Genomic DNA, 15911 nt, shown 5'->3' with positions numbered 1-15911 from the left:
CCCCCCGCCCCCCCCCCCCCCCCCCCGCCCCCTTCCCCTCCCCAATCCCCACCTCTGCCCCCGACCTTTTCGAGGACCAAGGAAACCTATGACCGAGACGAGTCGTGCCGGCGATACGGCACCGGTCGCCAAGGCGGCGGACATCCCCGCTCCGCGAGCGGGAAGGCCGCGGTTCGCGAGACTGTGGGACCGCTACGGCATCCTCGGCGTCCTGGTGCTGATGATCGTGCTGATGGCGGTGCTCGCGCCCAACTTCCTCACGTTCGCCAACGTCTTCAACGTCGCGCGGGCGGCCTCGATCAACGCGATCCTGGCCGCGGGGATGACGCTGGTCATCCTCACCCGCGGCATCGACCTCTCCGTGGGCTCCAACCTGGCGGTGTGCGGCATCGTTTCGGTGCTGCTGTGGACATCGGGCTTGCCGGCCGTCGTCTGCGTCGCCGGCGGCATCGCCGTGGGGGCCGCGTTCGGCCTGCTCAGCGGTGCACTCATCGCCTATCTCGCGCTGCCGGCGTTCATCGTCACCCTCGGCGGCCTGACCTACCTGCGCGGCACCGCCTACCTGCTCACCGACGGCCAGCCGCTGCTGGCCGACGACCTCGGGTTCCGCCTCATGGGCAGCGGCTTCGTCGCCGGCGTGCCCGTGCCCGTCGTGCTGATGCTCGCCGTCTTCGCCGTCCTGTGGTTCGTGCTGCGCTACACCCGGTTCGGCACCGAGGTCTACGCCATCGGCGGCAACCCCGAGGCCGCGCGGCTGGCCGGCATCAAGGTGAAGTGGACCCTGGTGCGGGTCTACGTCATCGCGGGCGCCTGCGCCGGGCTGGCCGGCGTGATCTTCTCCGCGCGCGTGATGTCGGGCCAGCCCACCGCCGGCGAGACCTACGAGCTGGACGCGATCGCCGCCGTCGTGCTCGGCGGTACGAGCCTGATGGGCGGGATTGGCACCGTCCAGCGGACCCTGATCGGCGCGATGATCATGGGTGTGCTCAGCAACGGGCTGCTGCTGATGAACGTGCCCTACTTCTATCAGCTCATCATCAAGGGGGCCGTCATCGTGCTGGCCGTGGCCATCGACAGCCTCAAGAACTGGAAGCGGGCCTGAGCCGGGCGCCGCGCGTCCGGCCGCCCGGTCCTGCCGCGCGCAGGTCCGGGCGGCCGGGCACGGCGCCGTGATGCGCCGGTCCGCCGATGGGGCCGCCGGTGAACAAGTCCGGCAGCGGACCGGAGCGCGCGGTAATGGACTCCGCCCCCGCAGTGGACACGTGGGCGGCTCCGGGGTGGGAGGGCATCGAGGGGTCGCGCCCGCGCGGGGCTGCGCTGCGGCGTTGCGCGGCTGCGGCCGGATTCCGGCGAGCCGCGCGGGACATCCCATTGGCAGGCCCGGATGCCCGGAATCGCATTCGCCGCCCGCTGGCCGGCGTCGGCCATTCAGGACGGGCATAACGCACAGGAAAGCCGAACGCCCTGCTTGGAATGCGGTGTTGTGCGAAACGGTCCGCGCTTCGGCTGCACGGTTCGCCGGCCCGCGTCCCGCCGACCCCCGGCGGCTGCGCCGCCGGGGTGGAGCCGCGTGCGGCTCGCGGTGCCTGCGCAGCGCGCGCCCGCCCGATACCGTCGGAATAGGGCGAAGTACAGTGTCGGGGGCCTCCCGGCGCGGTTGATCAGGGCATCGCGGGCCGGGGCCCGCGGCGTCCCCCGCCCGGGCGCGAGGCCCGCCGGCGGACGGCCGGCACACAGGGCACGACGGCGACTGCCGGACGAGAAGATCATGGAGACGCAGAGATGACGACGCGACCGCCCGAGGACCACGGCCTGCGGTTGACCGCGAAGGTGTTCTCCGACATCGAGCGGCGCGACTACGACCAGCCCGAGTTCCGCCAGGCCGTGCACGAGGTGCTGGAGTCGCTGGAACCGGCACTGGAGCGGCACGGCGAGTACGTCGACGGCCGGGTCCTGGAGCGGCTGTGCGAGCCCGAGCGCCAGATCATCTTCCGCGTGCCCTGGACCGACGACAGCGGCGACGTCCACGTCAACCGCGGCTTCCGGGTGGAGTTCAACTCGGCCCTCGGCCCCTACAAGGGCGGCCTGCGCTTCCACCCCTCGGTCGACCTGGGCATAGTCAAGTTCCTCGGCTTCGAGCAGATCTTCAAGAACGCGCTGACCGGCCTGCCCATCGGGGGCGGCAAGGGCGGGTCCGACTTCGACCCCAAGGGCAGGTCCGACTCCGAGGTCATGCGGTTCTGCCAGTCCTTCATGACCGAGCTGCACCGCCACATCGGCGAGTACACCGACGTGCCCGCGGGTGACATCGGTGTCGGCCGCCGCGAGATCGGCTACCTGTTCGGGCAGTACAAGCGGATCACCAACCGCTACGAGTCCGGCGTGCTCACCGGAAAGGGGCTGAACTGGGGCGGTTCGCAGGTGCGGACCGAGGCCACCGGCTACGGCACCGTGTACTTCGTCGGCGAGATGCTGCGCGAGCGCGGCGAGGATTTCGACGGCCGCCGGGTGGTGGTCTCGGGCTCCGGCAACGTGGCGGTCTACGCCGCGCAGAAGGCCGCCGAGCTGGGCGGCACCGTCGTGGCGATGTCCGACTCGGCCGGCTACATCGTCGACGACTCCGGCATCGACCTCGACCTCGTGCGCGACATCAAGGAGACGCGCGCGGGCCGCATCAGCGAGTACGCCGACCGGCTGGGGCGCGCCAAGCATGTGGACGGCGGCTCGATCTGGGACGTGCCCTGCGACATCGCGCTGCCGTGCGCCACGCAGAACGAGCTGGACCGCCGCTCGGCCGAGACCCTGGTGGGCAACGGCGTCACCGCCGTGGGCGAGGGCGCGAACATGCCGACCACGCCCGCCGCCGTCAAGGTGTTCTCCGACGCGGGCGTGGCCTTCGGCCCCGGCAAGGCCGCCAACGCGGGCGGTGTGGCCACCTCCGGGCTGGAGATGCAGCAGAACGCCTCGCGCGACTCCTGGCACTTCGACTACACCGACCGGCGGCTGTCGGAGATCATGGCCGACATCCACACCATGTGCCGCGAGACGGCGGAGACCTACGGCGCGCCGGGCAACTACGTGCTGGGCGCCAACATCGCCGGCTTCGTCAAGGTCGCCGACACCATGCGGGAGCTCGGGGTCATCTGAGCCCCGCGCCACGGAGCCCCCGGGCACCGCAGAGCCGGCGCCGGCCGCGGCGGCCGCCCGGACCCGTGTGTGCCGGCTAGGGCGCGCCGGCGGCCGCGGCGATGACGCCGTGGATCGAGGCCCTGATGCGCCCGGCGGCGGCCGCGGGATCGGGCCGGCCGGTGTCCAGCCAGGCGATGACGGCCTCGACCGCCAGGGCGGGGATGAGTCGGGCCGCCCACTCCGCCCAGGGCCCCTCGGGCAGCCGCCCGGCCAGGTTCCTGCGCGTGGTGTCGACGGACGCGGCGGCGAGGGCGTCGGTGAGGTCGCGGAACTCCGGCTCGCGCGAGGCATGGCGGAACAGCAGCCGGAACCCGTCGGGGTCGGCGGCCGCCGCCTCCAGCAGGGCCGGGATCGCCTCGTCGCCGAAGCCGTCCGTCCCCACCTGTTCGGCCAGGCGCTCGCAGGCGCGGTCCAGCACCGCCCGGTAGAGGGCGGCCTTGGAGTCGAAGTGCCGGTAGAGCAGCACGCGGGTGATGGCCGCCTCGGCGGCGACGTCGTCCAGGCCGGTCGCCGCGAACCCGCTGCGGGCGAACGCGCGCGTGGCGGCGTCCAGGATCTGCTCGCGCCGGTCGGCGCGATTCATCCGGCGCACACGGTCGGCCGCCTTGCCGTCCGCCTGCCCGGAACCGCCGCCGCTGCGGGTGTCCGTCACGTTCTCCGCCTCCTCGCGAACTCGTTGTTGACTCCTAATTATACATGTGCTTTTGTTTAAAGTACAGTATACAAATTGGTGTCGACTTCGAGGAGGGCGCATGCCCGCCGCACGTCTTCCGTTCGAGCAGTCCCATCCGCTGGAGGCCCCTCCCGTCCGGCGCGAGCTCCAGGAGCGCGGCCCGATCCACCGGGTGCTCACGGCGGTCGGCGACGACGCCTGGCTGGTCACCGACCACGCGCTCGTGCGCAGCCTGCTGGACGACGACCGGCTCGGCCGCTCGCACCCCGCGCCGGACGAGGCCGCGCGCACCGGCGACTCCGTGCTGTTCGGCGGCCCTCACGGCGACTTCGCCACCGAGCGGACCGACCACGCTCGCATGCGCGCGTTGCTTCGCCCGCACTTCGCGCCCAAGCGCATGCGGGCCCTGCACCCGCGTGTCGCGGAGCTGACGGCGCAACTGCTCGACGACCTCGACCGCTGCGGCCCGCCCGCAGACTTGCACCGGGCGCTGGCCGTCCCGCTGCCCGTCGCGGTCATCTGCGAGCTGCTCGGCGTCCCCGTCGCCGACCGCGGGCGCTTCCGGACCTGGACGCGGGCCGCCGCGGACACCGGCGACCGCGCCCGCTCCGAGCAGGGGCTGGCCGACCTGTTCGGCTACGGGCTGGAGCTGGTGGCGCGCAAGCGGCGCGAACCCGGCGACGACGTCCTCTCGCGGCTGTGTGCCACCGAGGGCGTCGGCGACGAGGAGGCCGCGATGCTCGGGATGTCCCTGCTGTTCGCCGGGCACGAGACAACGGTCGTGGCCATCGGCCTGGGCGCGCTGCACCTGCTGACCGAGCCGGGCCTGTGGAAGCGCCTGTATGAGGACCCCGGCCGCATCGACGGCGCGGTCGAGGAGGTCCTGCGCGCGCCGGCCAGGCCCTCCGGCGGGATACCGCGCTACGCCCGCACCGCCTTCGAGGTCGCCGGAGTCCGCGTGGACGCCGGTGAACTGGTACTGCTGGACACCGGTGCCGCCAACCACGACCCGGCGGTGTTCCCCGATCCCGAGCGCTTCGACCCCGCCCGCAACGCGGGCGCCCACCTGGCCTTCGGCCACGGCGCCCGGTACTGCATCGGCGCGCCGCTGGCCAGGATCGAGCTGCACGCCGTCTTCGCCGGCCTCGTTTCGCGCTTTCCCGGCATGCGCCTGGCCGCGGAGACCCGGACGCTGTCCTGCGACGGCCGGGCGGTCACGGGCGGCCTGGTGGAGCTGCCCGTGACCTGGTAGGAGCCGGCCGCCGCCGGGGCACCGCTCAGCCGATCCGGCCGACGCCGCCGAAGAGGTAGACGGGATCGGGGACGGCGGCGAAAGGGCCCGACCCGGTGTCCTGCGGTCGCCACTGCGAGCAGGTGACCACGCCCGGATCGAGGAGTTCGGTGCCGTCGAAGTAGCCCTCGATCTGCCCCTGGTCGCGGGCGCAGATCGGGGTGCCGCCCCGCTCGTTCATCTCGCGCATGACCTGGCGCATGGGCTCGCCGTGGATCTCGGCGGTGGAGTGCGTGAGCACGAGGTGGCTGCCCGGGGGCATCGCCCGGACGAGCCGCGACACGACCTCGTAGGACTCGGCGTCGTCGACGACGTGGTTGACCACGCCGAGCAGCATCAGCCCGATCGGCCGGTCGAAGTCGAGGGTCTCCGCGCTCTTGGCGAGGATGGTCTCGGGCTCGCGCAGGTCGGCCTCGATGTAGTCGGTTGTGCCCTCGGGCGTGCTGGTCAGCAGTGCGCGGGCGTGCACCATCACCAGCGGGTCGTTGTCCACATAGACGATGGCGCTCTCGGGCGCGAGTCGCTGGGCGACCTCGTGGGTGTTGTCAGCGGTGGGCAGGCCGGTGCCGATGTCGAGGAACTGGCGGATGCCCGCGTCCTCGACGAGGTAGCGGACCACGCGGGTGAGGAACGCCCGCTCGGCGCGCGCGCCGTCGGGGATGTCGGGGATGGTGGCCAGGACTCCGTCGCCCGCGACCCGGTCGGCCTCGTAGTTGTCCTTGCCGCCCAGCCAGTAGTTCCACACGCGGGCCGAGTGCGGCACCGAGAGGTCGAGGGACGGCGGCGGCGCGTCTCCGCCGGATGCGGGAGTGTGCTCGCTCAAGGGTGGCTCCACGGTTTCAGGGGATGGTGATGGTGTGTCTCGCACTTTTTCGCGCCTCGTGACGCCGGTCAAACCCGACGCGCGGCCCGATTCCGGACTGTGCCCTAAGTTTTGCCCGCGGCGCAGCCTCGGCGGCACGGTCGGGAGGGCCGGAAAATTCGCTCGCCCCGGCTCGCCTCGCCCGGTACGGTCGCCACGTGTTCCCGCCGCGGGAGCCCCTGGGGCCCGCGCGGCTCTCGAAAGTCCCCTCGCTGAAAGCAGGTTCCGTCAATGGCATGCCGTATCGGTGAACTCGTGCTCGCCTGCCGCGACCCCGAGGCGCTGGCGCGGTTCTGGTGCGAGGTGCTGGACTTCGTCGTGCTCGACCGCGAGGAGGACTGCGTCGAGATCGGGACGCGGGAAGGGTTCGGCGGCCCGCAGCCGACGATCATTTTCAGCCGCGACGACGAGCCGAAGAAGGCGGACCTCCGGCTGCACATCGACCTCAACGCCACCGACCGCGACCAGGACGCCGAGCTTGAACGCCTCCTGGCCGCGGGGGCCGTGCCCGCCGACGTGGGTCAGACCGGCGAGGAGTCCTGGCACGTCCTCGCCGATCCCGAGGGCAACGAGTTCTGCCTGCTCAAGGCCCGCATCGCCCCGGTGTGACGGTCCGCGTCGGCAACGAAGCGCGGCGCCCGTTCCGAGCAGGCCCTAGTCGAGGTTCTGCAGGTCCTGCAGCAGGTCCCGGCTCGCGGCGCTGACCCGCGGCGCAACGCCCAGGTCGGTGAGCATGTCGGAGGCGGCCTGCATCTCGTCGGCGCGGCGGACGGCGTGCAGGCGGCTGCCCTCGACCAGCCGCCGCACGGTGCCGGCGTCGGCGCGCTGCAGTTCCTCGGCGATGTTGCCGCGCAGCCACTCCTCGCACCCGGCGGCGCGCCCGGCCTCCAGCGCCTCGACCACGGCGGCCGCCATCCCTTTGAAGAAGACGCTGCGCAGCAGCTTGCGCTCGGCGGCCAGACCGGCCGGCCCCTCCATCACCTCGACGCCCGCGCCCAGCGGCCCCAGTAGCTCGGCGCAGCGGGCGGCGCTCGGCCCGGAGGCGAGCATCGGGGTGCGCAGGCCTCGCCCGGGGACCGGTGTCATCAGGGCGATGTCGGCGAAGCCGATCCCCGCCTCGGCCGCGGTCTCGGCGAGCCGCCGCTTGAGCTGGGGCGCCGCGGTGTTCAGGTCGGCCCACACGGTGCCGGGGCCGGTTCCGGGCAGGCCGTTGTGCAGCGCGTCGAAGGCGGCCTTGGAGCTGTTGACGCTGAGCACGACGTCGCACCCGGAGGCGGCCGCCGCCTCGTCGGCCGCGTCGGCGACGCCCTCGGGCGCGCTCCTGGCCGGGTCGTAGCCCTGGACGCGCACGCCGGAGTCGCGGAGGTCGGCGGCGATCAGCCCGCCTGCCTCACCCAGGCCCAGTACGGCGATCCGGACGTCCCTCGCATGCTCGCCACTCACGGTCGGCTCCCCACAGTCGTCGGTCGAAGCAGGTCTACAGTAATCTGACAACGAAATTGGCGACAATATTGCCGATGGGCTATCGGGGCCGGCGGAGCACCGGGAAGCGAGGGATAGTGGCTACGAACCGCGGGGGATCGCGCTCGCAGCATACGGCCGGAAGTCGGGAGAGGGGCGCGGGGGGCTCTGTCGCCGCGGCGATCCGCGAGGGCATCACCAGCGGCGAGTTCGCGCCCGAGCAGCGCCTCGTCGAGGCGGACCTCTCGGCCCGGTTCGGTACCAGCCGCAGCGCGGTGCGCTCGGCGCTGCTCCAGCTCACCGAGGAGGGCCTGGTCGAGCGCGAGCAGAACCGGGGCGCGCGGGTCCGCGCGGTCTCGCTGGACGAGGCCGTGGAGATCTGCGAGGTGCGGATGATGCTGGAGGGCCTGTGCGCCGCGAAGGCCGCCGAGCGGGTGGACGACGCGCAGTCGGCCGAGCTGCGCGAGATCGGCGACCGGATGCAGCGCCTGGTCGGCGAGGGTGACGTGCTCGGTTACTCCGAGGCCAACCAGCTGCTGCACCGCCGCATCCGCGAGCTGAGCGGCCAGCACACCGCGGGCGCGGTCCTGGAGCGGCTGCGCGCGCAGAGCGTGCGCCACCAGTTCCGGCTGTCGCTGCAGCCCGGCCGGCCCGGTGTCTCGCTGCCCGAGCACCTGGCGATCATCGACGCCATCGGGTCCCACGACTGCGAGGCCGCCGAGCGGGCCATGCGCACGCACCTGGGCAGCGTCATCGGCGCGCTCAAGGAGGTCACTCCCGGCGGCGGCCTGCGGGTGTAGGCACCTGCCCGAGACCACGGGTTCCGGCGGCCCGGGACCGGCGGCGGCGCGGTCGCGCGGCCCGCTCCGGCGGGCGCGCGGCCGCGCTTTGTCATGTGCAAAGAGCCCCGCGAGGCGCCTCGACCAGCGGAGATCCGCACCACGTGAGCCTTGACACGTGTGATCAAAATTGTTAACAATTTCTTCAGTCATTATGTCGACACTGATTTGAGGCGGTATGACGGAGCATCCGACGCCATCGCCCAGGGCGCGGGAACTCGTCGCGGGGGCCTACGACACCCACATCCACGTCGCACCGGACGTGATGCGGCGGCGGATCGACGACCTCGCCCTGGCTCCGCGCTTCGCGGCGGTGGGACTGGCCGGTTTCGTACTGAAGTCGCACTACGTCCCCACCGCCGAGCGCGCCGCCGTGGTCAACGCGGCGGTGCCCGAGTGCCGCGCGGTCGGCGCGATCACGCTCAACGGCTCGGTCGGCGGCCTCAACCCCATCGCGGCCGACATCGCCGGCCGCGGCGGCGCCCAGGTCGTGTGGCTGCCCACGGTCGACAGCTCCAACCAGCGGGAGTGCACCGCGGCCATGCCCGACGGGGCCACGCCGCCGATGTGGGCGCAGCTCCAGGACGAGCTGCGTGCCGAGGGAATGGCCGCCGACCCGGTCGAGGTCCTCGACGCGGACGGCGGGGTCCGCGAGATCACGCGGCAGGTGCTGCGGGTCGTCGCCAAGCACGACATGACCCTGGCGACCGGCCACCTCAGCACCGGTGAGATCGAGGTCGTCACCCGCGCGGCGCTCGACGAGGGCGTGCGCCGCGTGGTGGTCACCCACCCGGAGTTCACCTCCCAGCGCGTGGCCGCCGAGCGCCAGCGCCGCCTGGCCGAGCAGGGCGTGCTGCTGGAGCGCTGCTTCACCACCCCCTACACCGGCAAGGTCGCGTGGCGCACCTGGGTCGACAACGTCCGCGCGGCCGGTCCGGAGAACTCCGTGCTCTCCAGCGACCTCGGCCAGCCGTTCAACCCCCCGGTCGAGGACGGTCTGGCCATCCTGGCCGACTGGCTCCTCGCCGAGGGCTTCACCGAATCCCAGATCCGCACCATGGCGGTGGCCAACTCCCGGTGGCTGGCCGGTGCCGACAGCGAGCGGGCCGGCGCCGCCACCGCCGCCCAGGAGGGGACCCAATGAGCAACCGACGCATGATGGTCGTGGGCGCCCACAGCGCCGACTTCGTCTGGCGCGCCGCCGGAGCCGTCGCCTGCCACACCGCCGCGGGCGGTGAGGCCGTCGTCGTCGCGCTGTCCTACGGGGAGCGCGGCGAGTCCGGGAAGCTCTGGGAGCAGCCGGGACAGACCGAGGAGAACGTCAAGCGCCTCCGCCACGCCGAGGCCGAGAAGGCCGCGGCCGCGGTCGGCGCCCGCTTCGAGGCGCTGGACCTGGGCGACTACCCGCTGACCGTGGGCCCCGAGGCCGTCGACCGCCTGGCTGAGATGATGCGCGACTTCGCGCCGCACGTGGTGCTCACCCACCCGGAGAAGGACCCCTTCAACCCCGACCACCCCGCGGCCCACGCCGCGGTGGCCCAGGCCCGGCTGCTGACCTCCGGCGCGGGGGTGGCCAGCGGGTTCCGCACCGCGCCGCCGTCGGAGTTCCTGGTCTTCGAGCCGCACCAGCCCGAGCTGTGCGGGTTCGTGCCCACGGTCTACGTCGACATCACCCCGGTTTTCGAGCAGAAGGTGGAGGCCATGTCGGCCATGGCGGCCCAGCAGTACCTGCAGGACTACTACCGACAGCGCGCCGACCAGCGCGGCAACCACGCGCGCAAGGTCACCGGCGACACCGGCATCCGCCAGGCCGAGGCGTTCCACCGGCTGCTGCCGAATGCGGTGGCGTCGCTGTGAGCGGGGCGACGCGAGCAGCGGTGGCCGAGCTCGCCGAGGCGGGGGTGGCCACCGTCTACGAGGCGGCCGGGCGCGCGGGCCTGATCGACATCGGCCTGGAGCCGCTGCTGCCCGGAAGCCGGGTGGCCGGCCCCGCGCGCATCGCGCTGTGCGGGCAGGACGACAACCGCGCCGTTCACGAGGTGATGTCGCGCCTGCAGCCGGGCGAGATCCTGGTGCTGACCATGCCCGAGCCCCGCCCGGTGGCGCTGTTCGGCGACCTGCTGGCCACGCAGGCCAAGGTCCGGGGCGCGGCCGGCGTGCTGGTCGACGCCTCCGTACGCGACGTCGCCGACCTGCGCGCGATGGGCCTGCCGGTGTGGACGCGCTGGCGGCGGGTGCGCGGCGCCACCAAGGACGTCCGCGGCTCCGTCGACGTCCCGGTTCGGCTGGGCGGCACCGGCGTCGCACCCGGCGACGTGGTGCTGCTCGACGACGACGGCGCGGCGGCGGTGCCGGCGGACCGGGTCGAGGCCACCGTGGAAGCGGTCCGCGCGCGGATCGCCAAAGAGGACGGCCTGCGGGAGCGCTGGCGCTCCGGAGAACTCAGTTACGACGCCTACGGCCTGCGGGCCGAGGACGACACGGCGGGCAGAGTGCGAGAATGAGCACGCTACTGGAAGTACGGGGCCTGACGAAGCAGTTCGTCAAGGACGACACCGGAATCGTGGCACTGCGCGACTTCGATCTGCAGGTGGAGCAGGGCAGCTTCGTCACGATCCTGGGGCGCAGCGGCTGCGGCAAGTCCACCGCCCTCAACCTGCTCTCCGGGCTGCTGCAGCCCACATCGGGCACCGTGACCTACAAGGGCGGCGCGGTCGACGGTCCCCGCACGGAGATCAGCTACCTGACCCAGAGCGACACCCTGATGCCCTGGCGGGACGTGCGCCGCAACGTCGAGATGCCCATGGAGATCAGCGGTGTCGGCGCCCGCGAGCGGCGGGACCGCGCCATGGAGCTGGTCGAGCGCGTCGGCCTGAGCGGGTTCGAGCACCACTACCCGCGCGAGCTCTCGGGCGGCATGCGGCGCCGGGTCAGCCTGGCCCGGATGCTGGTCGGCAACCCCGAGACCCTGCTGATGGACGAGCCGTTCGGCGCCCTGGACGCCCAGCTGCGCCTCGAACTGCAGACCGAACTGCTGCGGTTGTGGCAGGACAGCGGGCAGACGGTGGTGTTCGTGACCCACGACATCGAGGAGGCCCTGCTGCTCGGCGACCGCGTCGTGGTGCTGGGGCTGCGCGGGCGCCGCGTCCTCGACCGCGGGATCGACCTGCCCCGTCCGCGCGATCCCGACGAGCTGCGCGTGGAGCCGGCGTTCGTCGCGCTGCACCGGCAGATGACCGAAGCGCTGCGCGAGGGGGCGAGATGAGCACCATGACCGAATCGACGCAATCACCGAAGACCGGGGCCGAGTCCCGGGCCGACGTCGTAGCGCTGCAGCGCACCTGGTGGGAGCGCAACGGCCGCACCACCTCCATCTGGGCGGCGCGCATCGCGCTGATCGTCGCCCTGGTCGCGGTCTGGCAGCTGGCCGCCGGACGGCTCTTCGATGCCAGCTTCACCAGCCGGCCCACCGACATCTGGGCCCGCCTGGTCGACTGGAACGCCGACGGCACGCTGTGGATGCACTCCTGGATCACCCTCCAGGAAGTGGTCTACGGCTACGCGCTCGGCTCCGCCGGCGGCGCGCTGCTCGGGTTCGTGCTGGCGTCCGTGCCGACCTTCTACAAGGTCCTGGACCCCTTCATCATGGCGCTGTACGCCATACCGAAGGTGGCGCTGGCCCCGCTGTTCATCGTCTGGTTCGGGATCGAGATGGACATGAAGATCCTGCTCGCGGCGGTGACCGTCTTCTTCCTCGTCTTCCTCAACACCGCCGCCGGCGTGCGCGAGGTCGACCGCGGTCTCATCGACGCGGTGCGGCTCATGGGCGGCGGTCGCCGCGACATCGCGCTCAAGGTGGTGCTTCCCGCGTCGATGACCGGGATGCTCACCGGACTCAAGGTGGCGATCCCCTACGCACTGATCGGCGCCGTGATCGGCGAGCTGGTCGCGTCCAACCGCGGCCTGGGCTATCTGATCAGCAACTCCGCGGCCACGTTCGACACCGCGGGCGTGTTCGCCACACTCGTGGTGCTCAGCGTGATCGCCGCGATCCTCAACTTCCTCGTCGGACTTCTCGATCACCGCGTGAGCCGGTGGAAACCAGCGGAGGCACGGACATGACAACCACGACCAGGCCGCGCCGAGGGCGCGCGGCCGCTGCGGCAGGAGTGCTGTCGGCCCTGGTGTTCGCAACGAGCGCGTGCGCCGGCGGTGCCTCGGACACTCCCGAAGGCGTGCTCAACGTCGGGCAGATCAGCGACTCCGTCGCGTTCTTCCCCCTCTACGTCGCCGAGGAGCGCGGCTACTTCGAGGACGAGGGCGTCGAGCTCGGCGAGCGGCCCCGGCTGGGGACGGGCGCCAAGCTGGCCGCCGCCCTGCAGTCGGGCAGCATCGACCTGGGCGCCGGCGTCCTGACCGACGCGCTCAACCTCTACGGCAGGGACGACTCCACCGAGCTGACGGCGAGCCTGGTCGACAAGTACTACGTCGACATCATCGTCGGCGAGGACTTCGAGGGCCCCGGCCAGGACGCGCCGCTGGAGGAGCGCATCGACGCCCTGAAGGGCAAGAACATCGGCATCACCGGCCCCGGCAGCGGGACCGAGGCGCTGGTGGCCTACCTCTTCCAGAAGAACGGCATGGAGGCGGCCACCGACGCCAAGCTGGTCAACCTGGGCGCCGACCCGCCCGCGGCCCTGGGCGCGCTGGAGTCCGGCCAGGTCGACGCGCTGTCGTTCTTCCAGCCCGTCGCACAGCAGGCCGACGCCACCGGCGTGGGCAGCGCCTACATCTCGCCCTCGCGCGGCGACATCCCCGGGTTCGAGCACACCGCCCACGGTGTCGTCTTCACGACCGCCGACGTCCGCGAGCAGAAGTCCGAGGAGGTCGCGGGCTTCCAGCGCGCGATCGAACGGGCGAACAAGGACATCCGCGAGGACCCTGAGGTCGAGAAGCTGCTGGCCGAGTACATGGAGGGCATCGACGCCGACGCCCGCGCCGAGCTGCTGCCCATCATGCAGGAGGAGGTGCCCGACGGGATCGGCTTCCCCAAGGAGTCGGTCGAGGCGGCGCTGGAGTTCCACGAGTCCACCGGCCTGGTGGAGGACCCGCCCGGCTACACCGACATCGTCCCCAAGGACCTGCGCACCGAGTGAAGTGCCCCTGAACCGTTCACCCGCCCCCACGGCGCCCATCCGCGAACACCGTCCGCGGGTGGGCGCCGTCGTGTTCGCGCGGTCGGTGGAGCGGAGGTGGGAGCGCGGAGGCGGTCAGGGCTCCGGCGACTCCTCGGGGTCGGGCCGGGTGCGGATCTCGTGCAGGGTGACCTGCAGGTGGTGCTCCATGGCCGCGACGGCGTGGGCGGGGTCGCCGGTGAGGACGGCGTCGAGCACCACCTCGTGCTCGGTCGCGGAGGCGGCGGGGTCCTCGGCGGTGGCCAGGAAGCGGAGGTGGCTCCGCTCGCGGCTCTCGGCCAGCGACTGCTCCAGCGCGTCCAGGATCTGGGTCAGGCTCCGGTTGCCCGAGGCCGCCGCGAGCGCCTGGTGGAAGGCGACGTCGGTGCGCAGCCGCGTGGGCACGTCGAGCGGGTCGGCGCGCATCTCGGCGATGGCCTCGCGCGCGCGGGCGATGTGCTCGCGGGTCTGCTCCTCGTCCGGGCCGGCGATGCGCTGGGCCGCCAACCGGGCGCCGTGCACCTCCAGCGCCTTGCGGATCTCGGTGAACTCCATCAGCGCCCTGCGGTCGCGCAGCACCGACAGCGCCACGAAGTCCTCCACGGGCAGGGCGTTGGGCGAGGCGATGACCGCCGGCTTGCCCTGGCGGCGGTGGACGAGCCCCTTGGCCTCCAGGGTCTTCATGGCCTCGCGGAGCACGACCCGGCTCACACCGAAGCGCTCGGCCAGCTCCTTCTCCGAGGGCAGCCGGCCCCCCGGCTTGGCGTCGGGGCCCACGCACAGCTCCTCGATGAAGTCGACGACCTGTGCGGTCAGCGAGTGCGGCCGGGCGCGCTGGGGGCCGCTCCGTCCCGCGGGTTCCTGATCAGCCCGTCCCGCAGACGCTGCCCCCATCGTGTTTCGCCCCGCCCTTCGCGGATCGGTGTACCTGCGCCTTCAGCCTACAGAGCCGCCCGGCGCGGCGGTCGGGGGCGCAGCAGCCCACAGCACCCGGTGAGCTGCGCCACGCACCGCAGTGCCCCGGCGACGGCCCGCATTATTTCTGCGGACCCGTTGACTGCTTATCAGCTTGTATTACAAGATGACCGATGGATTCCGCGCGATCGTTCCTGCTCACGGCCCCAACCGGCCGCCGACCGGGGGCGCGGAACCGGTGCGGCGGCCGGCGCAGCGCCGCCACAAGCGGGGGACCCGCCGCCGCACATCGTCAGCCGCAGACTCACGGGGGAGCACGGGTGAACAGCGTGGACAGCACGGACAGGGAAATCTGCATGGGCGAATGGGACGGGCCCGGTCACCAGACGGGTGCCGTCGCCCCGCCCATCTTCCAGACCAGCCTGTTCACCAAGCCGTCCTTCGAGGAGTTCACCCGGCAGCAGGCGGCCGAGCACGAGAACTACGTCTACAGCCGGGGCACGAACCCCACCGTCGCGTTCCTGGAGGAGCGGCTGGCGCTGCTGGAGGGCGGCGAGGCCGCCAAGTGCTTCGGCTCCGGGATGGGGGCGATCAGCGCCGTCCTGGCGGGCCTGCTCAGAAGCGGCGACCACGTGCTGTTCGTCAACAACGTCTACGGTCCGACCCTGGAGCTGGCGGAGTACCTGCGCCGCTTCGGAATCGAGCACACCGTCCTGGCGGAGGCCACCGCCGACATCGAGGACCACCTCCGCGACGACACGGCGCTCATCTACGTCGAGAGCCCCGGCACCCTTCGGATGAAGGTGCTGGACGTGCCCGCGCTGACCCGCGTCGCGCGGCGCCGCGGAATCCGCACGGTCATGGACAACACCTGGTCGACCCCGCTGTTCCAGAAGCCGCTGGCGTCGGGCGTCGACATCGTCGTCCACTCCCTGACCAAGTACATCGGCGGGCACAGCGACGTCGTCGGAGGCGCGGCGATCGGCTCGCGCGAGGTGATCCGCGAGGTCTTCTACAACGGGCACCAGCTCTTCGGCTCGGTCATGTCGGCGCAGGAGGCGTCGCTGGTCCTGCGCGGCCTGCGCACGCTGCCGCTGCGCATGGAGGAGCACCAGCGCAACGCCCGCCGGGTGGTCGACCACCTGGCACAGCGCCCCGAGGTCCAGGCGGTGCACCATCCCCACGCCGACCACCGCCCCGACGAGGAGATCGTCCGCAGCCAGTTCACCGGGTTCTCCGGGCTGCTCAGCTTCGAGCTGGGCGACGCGACGTTCGAACGGGTCGCCGCGTTCGTCGACGGCCTGTCGCTGTTCCGCATCGGCACGAGCTGGGGCGGCTACGAAAGCCTCGTCACCGCACCGCTGCGGCCCGGCACGGAGGCGGAGCTGCGTTCCCGGGGGATCGCGCCGGGGACCGTCCGCCTGTCCGTCGGCCTCGAAGGCGCCGAACGCCAGATCGAGGACCTCGAAGGGGCGTTCGCCAAGCTGTAGCCGTCGCCCCGACCCAC

Annotated in this window: 16 protein-coding genes; 12 read left to right on the top strand and 4 right to left on the bottom strand. The window is 72.3% G+C overall.

Features of this window, described 5'->3' with window-relative positions:
* Positions 1 to 88 precede the first annotated feature (88 nt).
* Entirely contained in the window at positions 89 to 1102 is a 1014-nt protein-coding gene (locus ABD284_RS21095; RefSeq protein WP_344146391.1) for an ABC transporter permease subunit, read from the top strand.
* Between the two features lie 680 nt (positions 1103 to 1782).
* Positions 1783 to 3147, top strand: a complete 1365-nt coding sequence (gdhA, locus tag ABD284_RS21090) for an NADP-specific glutamate dehydrogenase (protein WP_344146388.1) — start codon at positions 1783 to 1785, stop codon at positions 3145 to 3147.
* Between the two features lie 76 nt (positions 3148 to 3223).
* On the opposite strand, the gene ABD284_RS21085 is transcribed toward gdhA, so the two are convergent.
* Positions 3224 to 3841, bottom strand: a complete 618-nt coding sequence (locus ABD284_RS21085) for a TetR/AcrR family transcriptional regulator (protein ID WP_344146385.1) — start codon at positions 3839 to 3841, stop codon at positions 3224 to 3226.
* 100 nt (positions 3842 to 3941) lie between these two features.
* Here ABD284_RS21085 and ABD284_RS21080 point away from each other — a divergent pair, with 100 nt between their 5' ends.
* Positions 3942 to 5114: a cytochrome P450 gene (locus tag ABD284_RS21080; RefSeq protein WP_344146382.1), complete on the top strand. Its 1173-nt coding sequence runs from the start codon at positions 3942 to 3944 to the stop codon at positions 5112 to 5114.
* 25 nt (positions 5115 to 5139) lie between these two features.
* Here ABD284_RS21080 and ABD284_RS21075 read toward each other — a convergent pair whose 3' ends face one another.
* Positions 5140 to 5976 carry an SAM-dependent methyltransferase gene (locus ABD284_RS21075; protein ID WP_344146379.1) on the bottom strand — a complete coding sequence of 279 codons (837 nt, stop codon included), beginning with the start codon at positions 5974 to 5976 and terminating at the stop codon, positions 5140 to 5142.
* Between the two features lie 270 nt (positions 5977 to 6246).
* Here ABD284_RS21075 and ABD284_RS21070 point away from each other — a divergent pair, with 270 nt between their 5' ends.
* Positions 6247 to 6624: a VOC family protein gene (locus ABD284_RS21070; RefSeq protein WP_344146376.1), complete on the top strand. Its 378-nt coding sequence runs from the start codon at positions 6247 to 6249 to the stop codon at positions 6622 to 6624.
* Between the two features lie 45 nt (positions 6625 to 6669).
* Here ABD284_RS21070 and ABD284_RS21065 read toward each other — a convergent pair whose 3' ends face one another.
* On the bottom strand, positions 6670 to 7458 hold the full coding sequence (locus ABD284_RS21065; RefSeq protein ID WP_344146373.1) for an NAD(P)-dependent oxidoreductase: 789 nt from the start codon (positions 7456 to 7458) through the stop codon (positions 6670 to 6672).
* Positions 7459 to 7574: 116 nt separating this feature from the next.
* Here ABD284_RS21065 and ABD284_RS21060 point away from each other — a divergent pair, with 116 nt between their 5' ends.
* From ABD284_RS21060 to ABD284_RS21030, 7 genes are all read left to right on the top strand, one after another.
* Positions 7575 to 8276: a GntR family transcriptional regulator gene (locus ABD284_RS21060; protein ID WP_344146370.1), complete on the top strand. Its 702-nt coding sequence runs from the start codon at positions 7575 to 7577 to the stop codon at positions 8274 to 8276.
* 217 nt (positions 8277 to 8493) lie between these two features.
* Positions 8494 to 9459 carry a DUF6282 family protein gene (locus ABD284_RS21055; protein ID WP_344146367.1) on the top strand — a complete coding sequence of 322 codons (966 nt, stop codon included), beginning with the start codon at positions 8494 to 8496 and terminating at the stop codon, positions 9457 to 9459.
* Positions 9456 to 10172 (top strand): PIG-L deacetylase family protein, encoded by a 717-nt coding sequence (locus tag ABD284_RS21050; RefSeq protein ID WP_344146364.1) that lies wholly within the window; start codon positions 9456 to 9458, stop codon positions 10170 to 10172. Before ABD284_RS21055 ends, ABD284_RS21050 begins: the two co-directional genes overlap by 4 nt.
* Positions 10169 to 10819 carry a 4-carboxy-4-hydroxy-2-oxoadipate aldolase/oxaloacetate decarboxylase gene (locus ABD284_RS21045; protein ID WP_344146361.1) on the top strand — a complete coding sequence of 217 codons (651 nt, stop codon included), beginning with the start codon at positions 10169 to 10171 and terminating at the stop codon, positions 10817 to 10819. The genes ABD284_RS21050 and ABD284_RS21045 overlap by 4 nt, the downstream gene beginning before the upstream one ends.
* Positions 10816 to 11580, top strand: coding sequence for an ABC transporter ATP-binding protein (locus ABD284_RS21040; protein WP_344146358.1), 765 nt, complete (start codon positions 10816 to 10818; stop codon positions 11578 to 11580). Before ABD284_RS21045 ends, ABD284_RS21040 begins: the two co-directional genes overlap by 4 nt.
* Positions 11577 to 12437 (top strand): ABC transporter permease, encoded by an 861-nt coding sequence (locus ABD284_RS21035; protein WP_344146355.1) that lies wholly within the window; start codon positions 11577 to 11579, stop codon positions 12435 to 12437. The genes ABD284_RS21040 and ABD284_RS21035 overlap by 4 nt, the downstream gene beginning before the upstream one ends.
* Positions 12434 to 13471, top strand: coding sequence for an ABC transporter substrate-binding protein (locus ABD284_RS21030; protein WP_344146352.1), 1038 nt, complete (start codon positions 12434 to 12436; stop codon positions 13469 to 13471). The genes ABD284_RS21035 and ABD284_RS21030 overlap by 4 nt, the downstream gene beginning before the upstream one ends.
* A 114-nt stretch (positions 13472 to 13585) precedes the next feature.
* Here the strand turns inward: ABD284_RS21030 and ABD284_RS21025 are convergent, their stop codons facing one another.
* Positions 13586 to 14383, bottom strand: a complete 798-nt coding sequence (locus ABD284_RS21025) for a FadR/GntR family transcriptional regulator (RefSeq protein WP_344146349.1) — start codon at positions 14381 to 14383, stop codon at positions 13586 to 13588.
* Positions 14384 to 14760: 377 nt separating this feature from the next.
* Here ABD284_RS21025 and ABD284_RS21020 point away from each other — a divergent pair, with 377 nt between their 5' ends.
* Positions 14761 to 15894, top strand: a complete 1134-nt coding sequence (locus tag ABD284_RS21020) for a trans-sulfuration enzyme family protein (protein ID WP_344146346.1) — start codon at positions 14761 to 14763, stop codon at positions 15892 to 15894.
* The last annotated feature ends 17 nt before the right edge of the window (positions 15895 to 15911 follow it).

The sequence above is a fragment of the Streptomonospora arabica genome (genome assembly GCF_039531585.1).
Taxonomy (GTDB): domain Bacteria; phylum Actinomycetota; class Actinomycetes; order Streptosporangiales; family Streptosporangiaceae; genus Streptomonospora; species Streptomonospora halophila.
The sequence above is the reverse complement of the archived record's forward strand: the minus strand, read 5'-3'. Positions and strand labels throughout refer to the sequence as shown.

Bases quoted from the DNA above. Each gene is read 5' to 3' on its own strand.
- ABD284_RS21095 (WP_344146391.1), top strand. From the start codon at position 89: ATGACCGAGACGAGTCGTGCCGGCGATACGGCACCGGTCGCCAAGGCG.
- gdhA (WP_344146388.1), top strand. From the start codon at position 1,783: ATGACGACGCGACCGCCCGAGGACCACGGCCTGCGGTTGACCGCGAAG.
- ABD284_RS21080 (WP_344146382.1), top strand. From the start codon at position 3,942: ATGCCCGCCGCACGTCTTCCGTTCGAGCAGTCCCATCCGCTGGAGGCC.
- ABD284_RS21070 (WP_344146376.1), top strand. From the start codon at position 6,247: ATGGCATGCCGTATCGGTGAACTCGTGCTCGCCTGCCGCGACCCCGAG.
- ABD284_RS21055 (WP_344146367.1), top strand. From the start codon at position 8,494: ATGACGGAGCATCCGACGCCATCGCCCAGGGCGCGGGAACTCGTCGCG.
- ABD284_RS21050 (WP_344146364.1), top strand. From the start codon at position 9,456: ATGAGCAACCGACGCATGATGGTCGTGGGCGCCCACAGCGCCGACTTC.
- ABD284_RS21040 (WP_344146358.1), top strand. From the start codon at position 10,816: ATGAGCACGCTACTGGAAGTACGGGGCCTGACGAAGCAGTTCGTCAAG.
- ABD284_RS21035 (WP_344146355.1), top strand. From the start codon at position 11,577: ATGAGCACCATGACCGAATCGACGCAATCACCGAAGACCGGGGCCGAG.
- ABD284_RS21030 (WP_344146352.1), top strand. From the start codon at position 12,434: ATGACAACCACGACCAGGCCGCGCCGAGGGCGCGCGGCCGCTGCGGCA.
- ABD284_RS21025 (WP_344146349.1), bottom strand. From the start codon at position 14,383: ATGGGGGCAGCGTCTGCGGGACGGGCTGATCAGGAACCCGCGGGACGG.
- ABD284_RS21020 (WP_344146346.1), top strand. From the start codon at position 14,761: ATGGGCGAATGGGACGGGCCCGGTCACCAGACGGGTGCCGTCGCCCCG.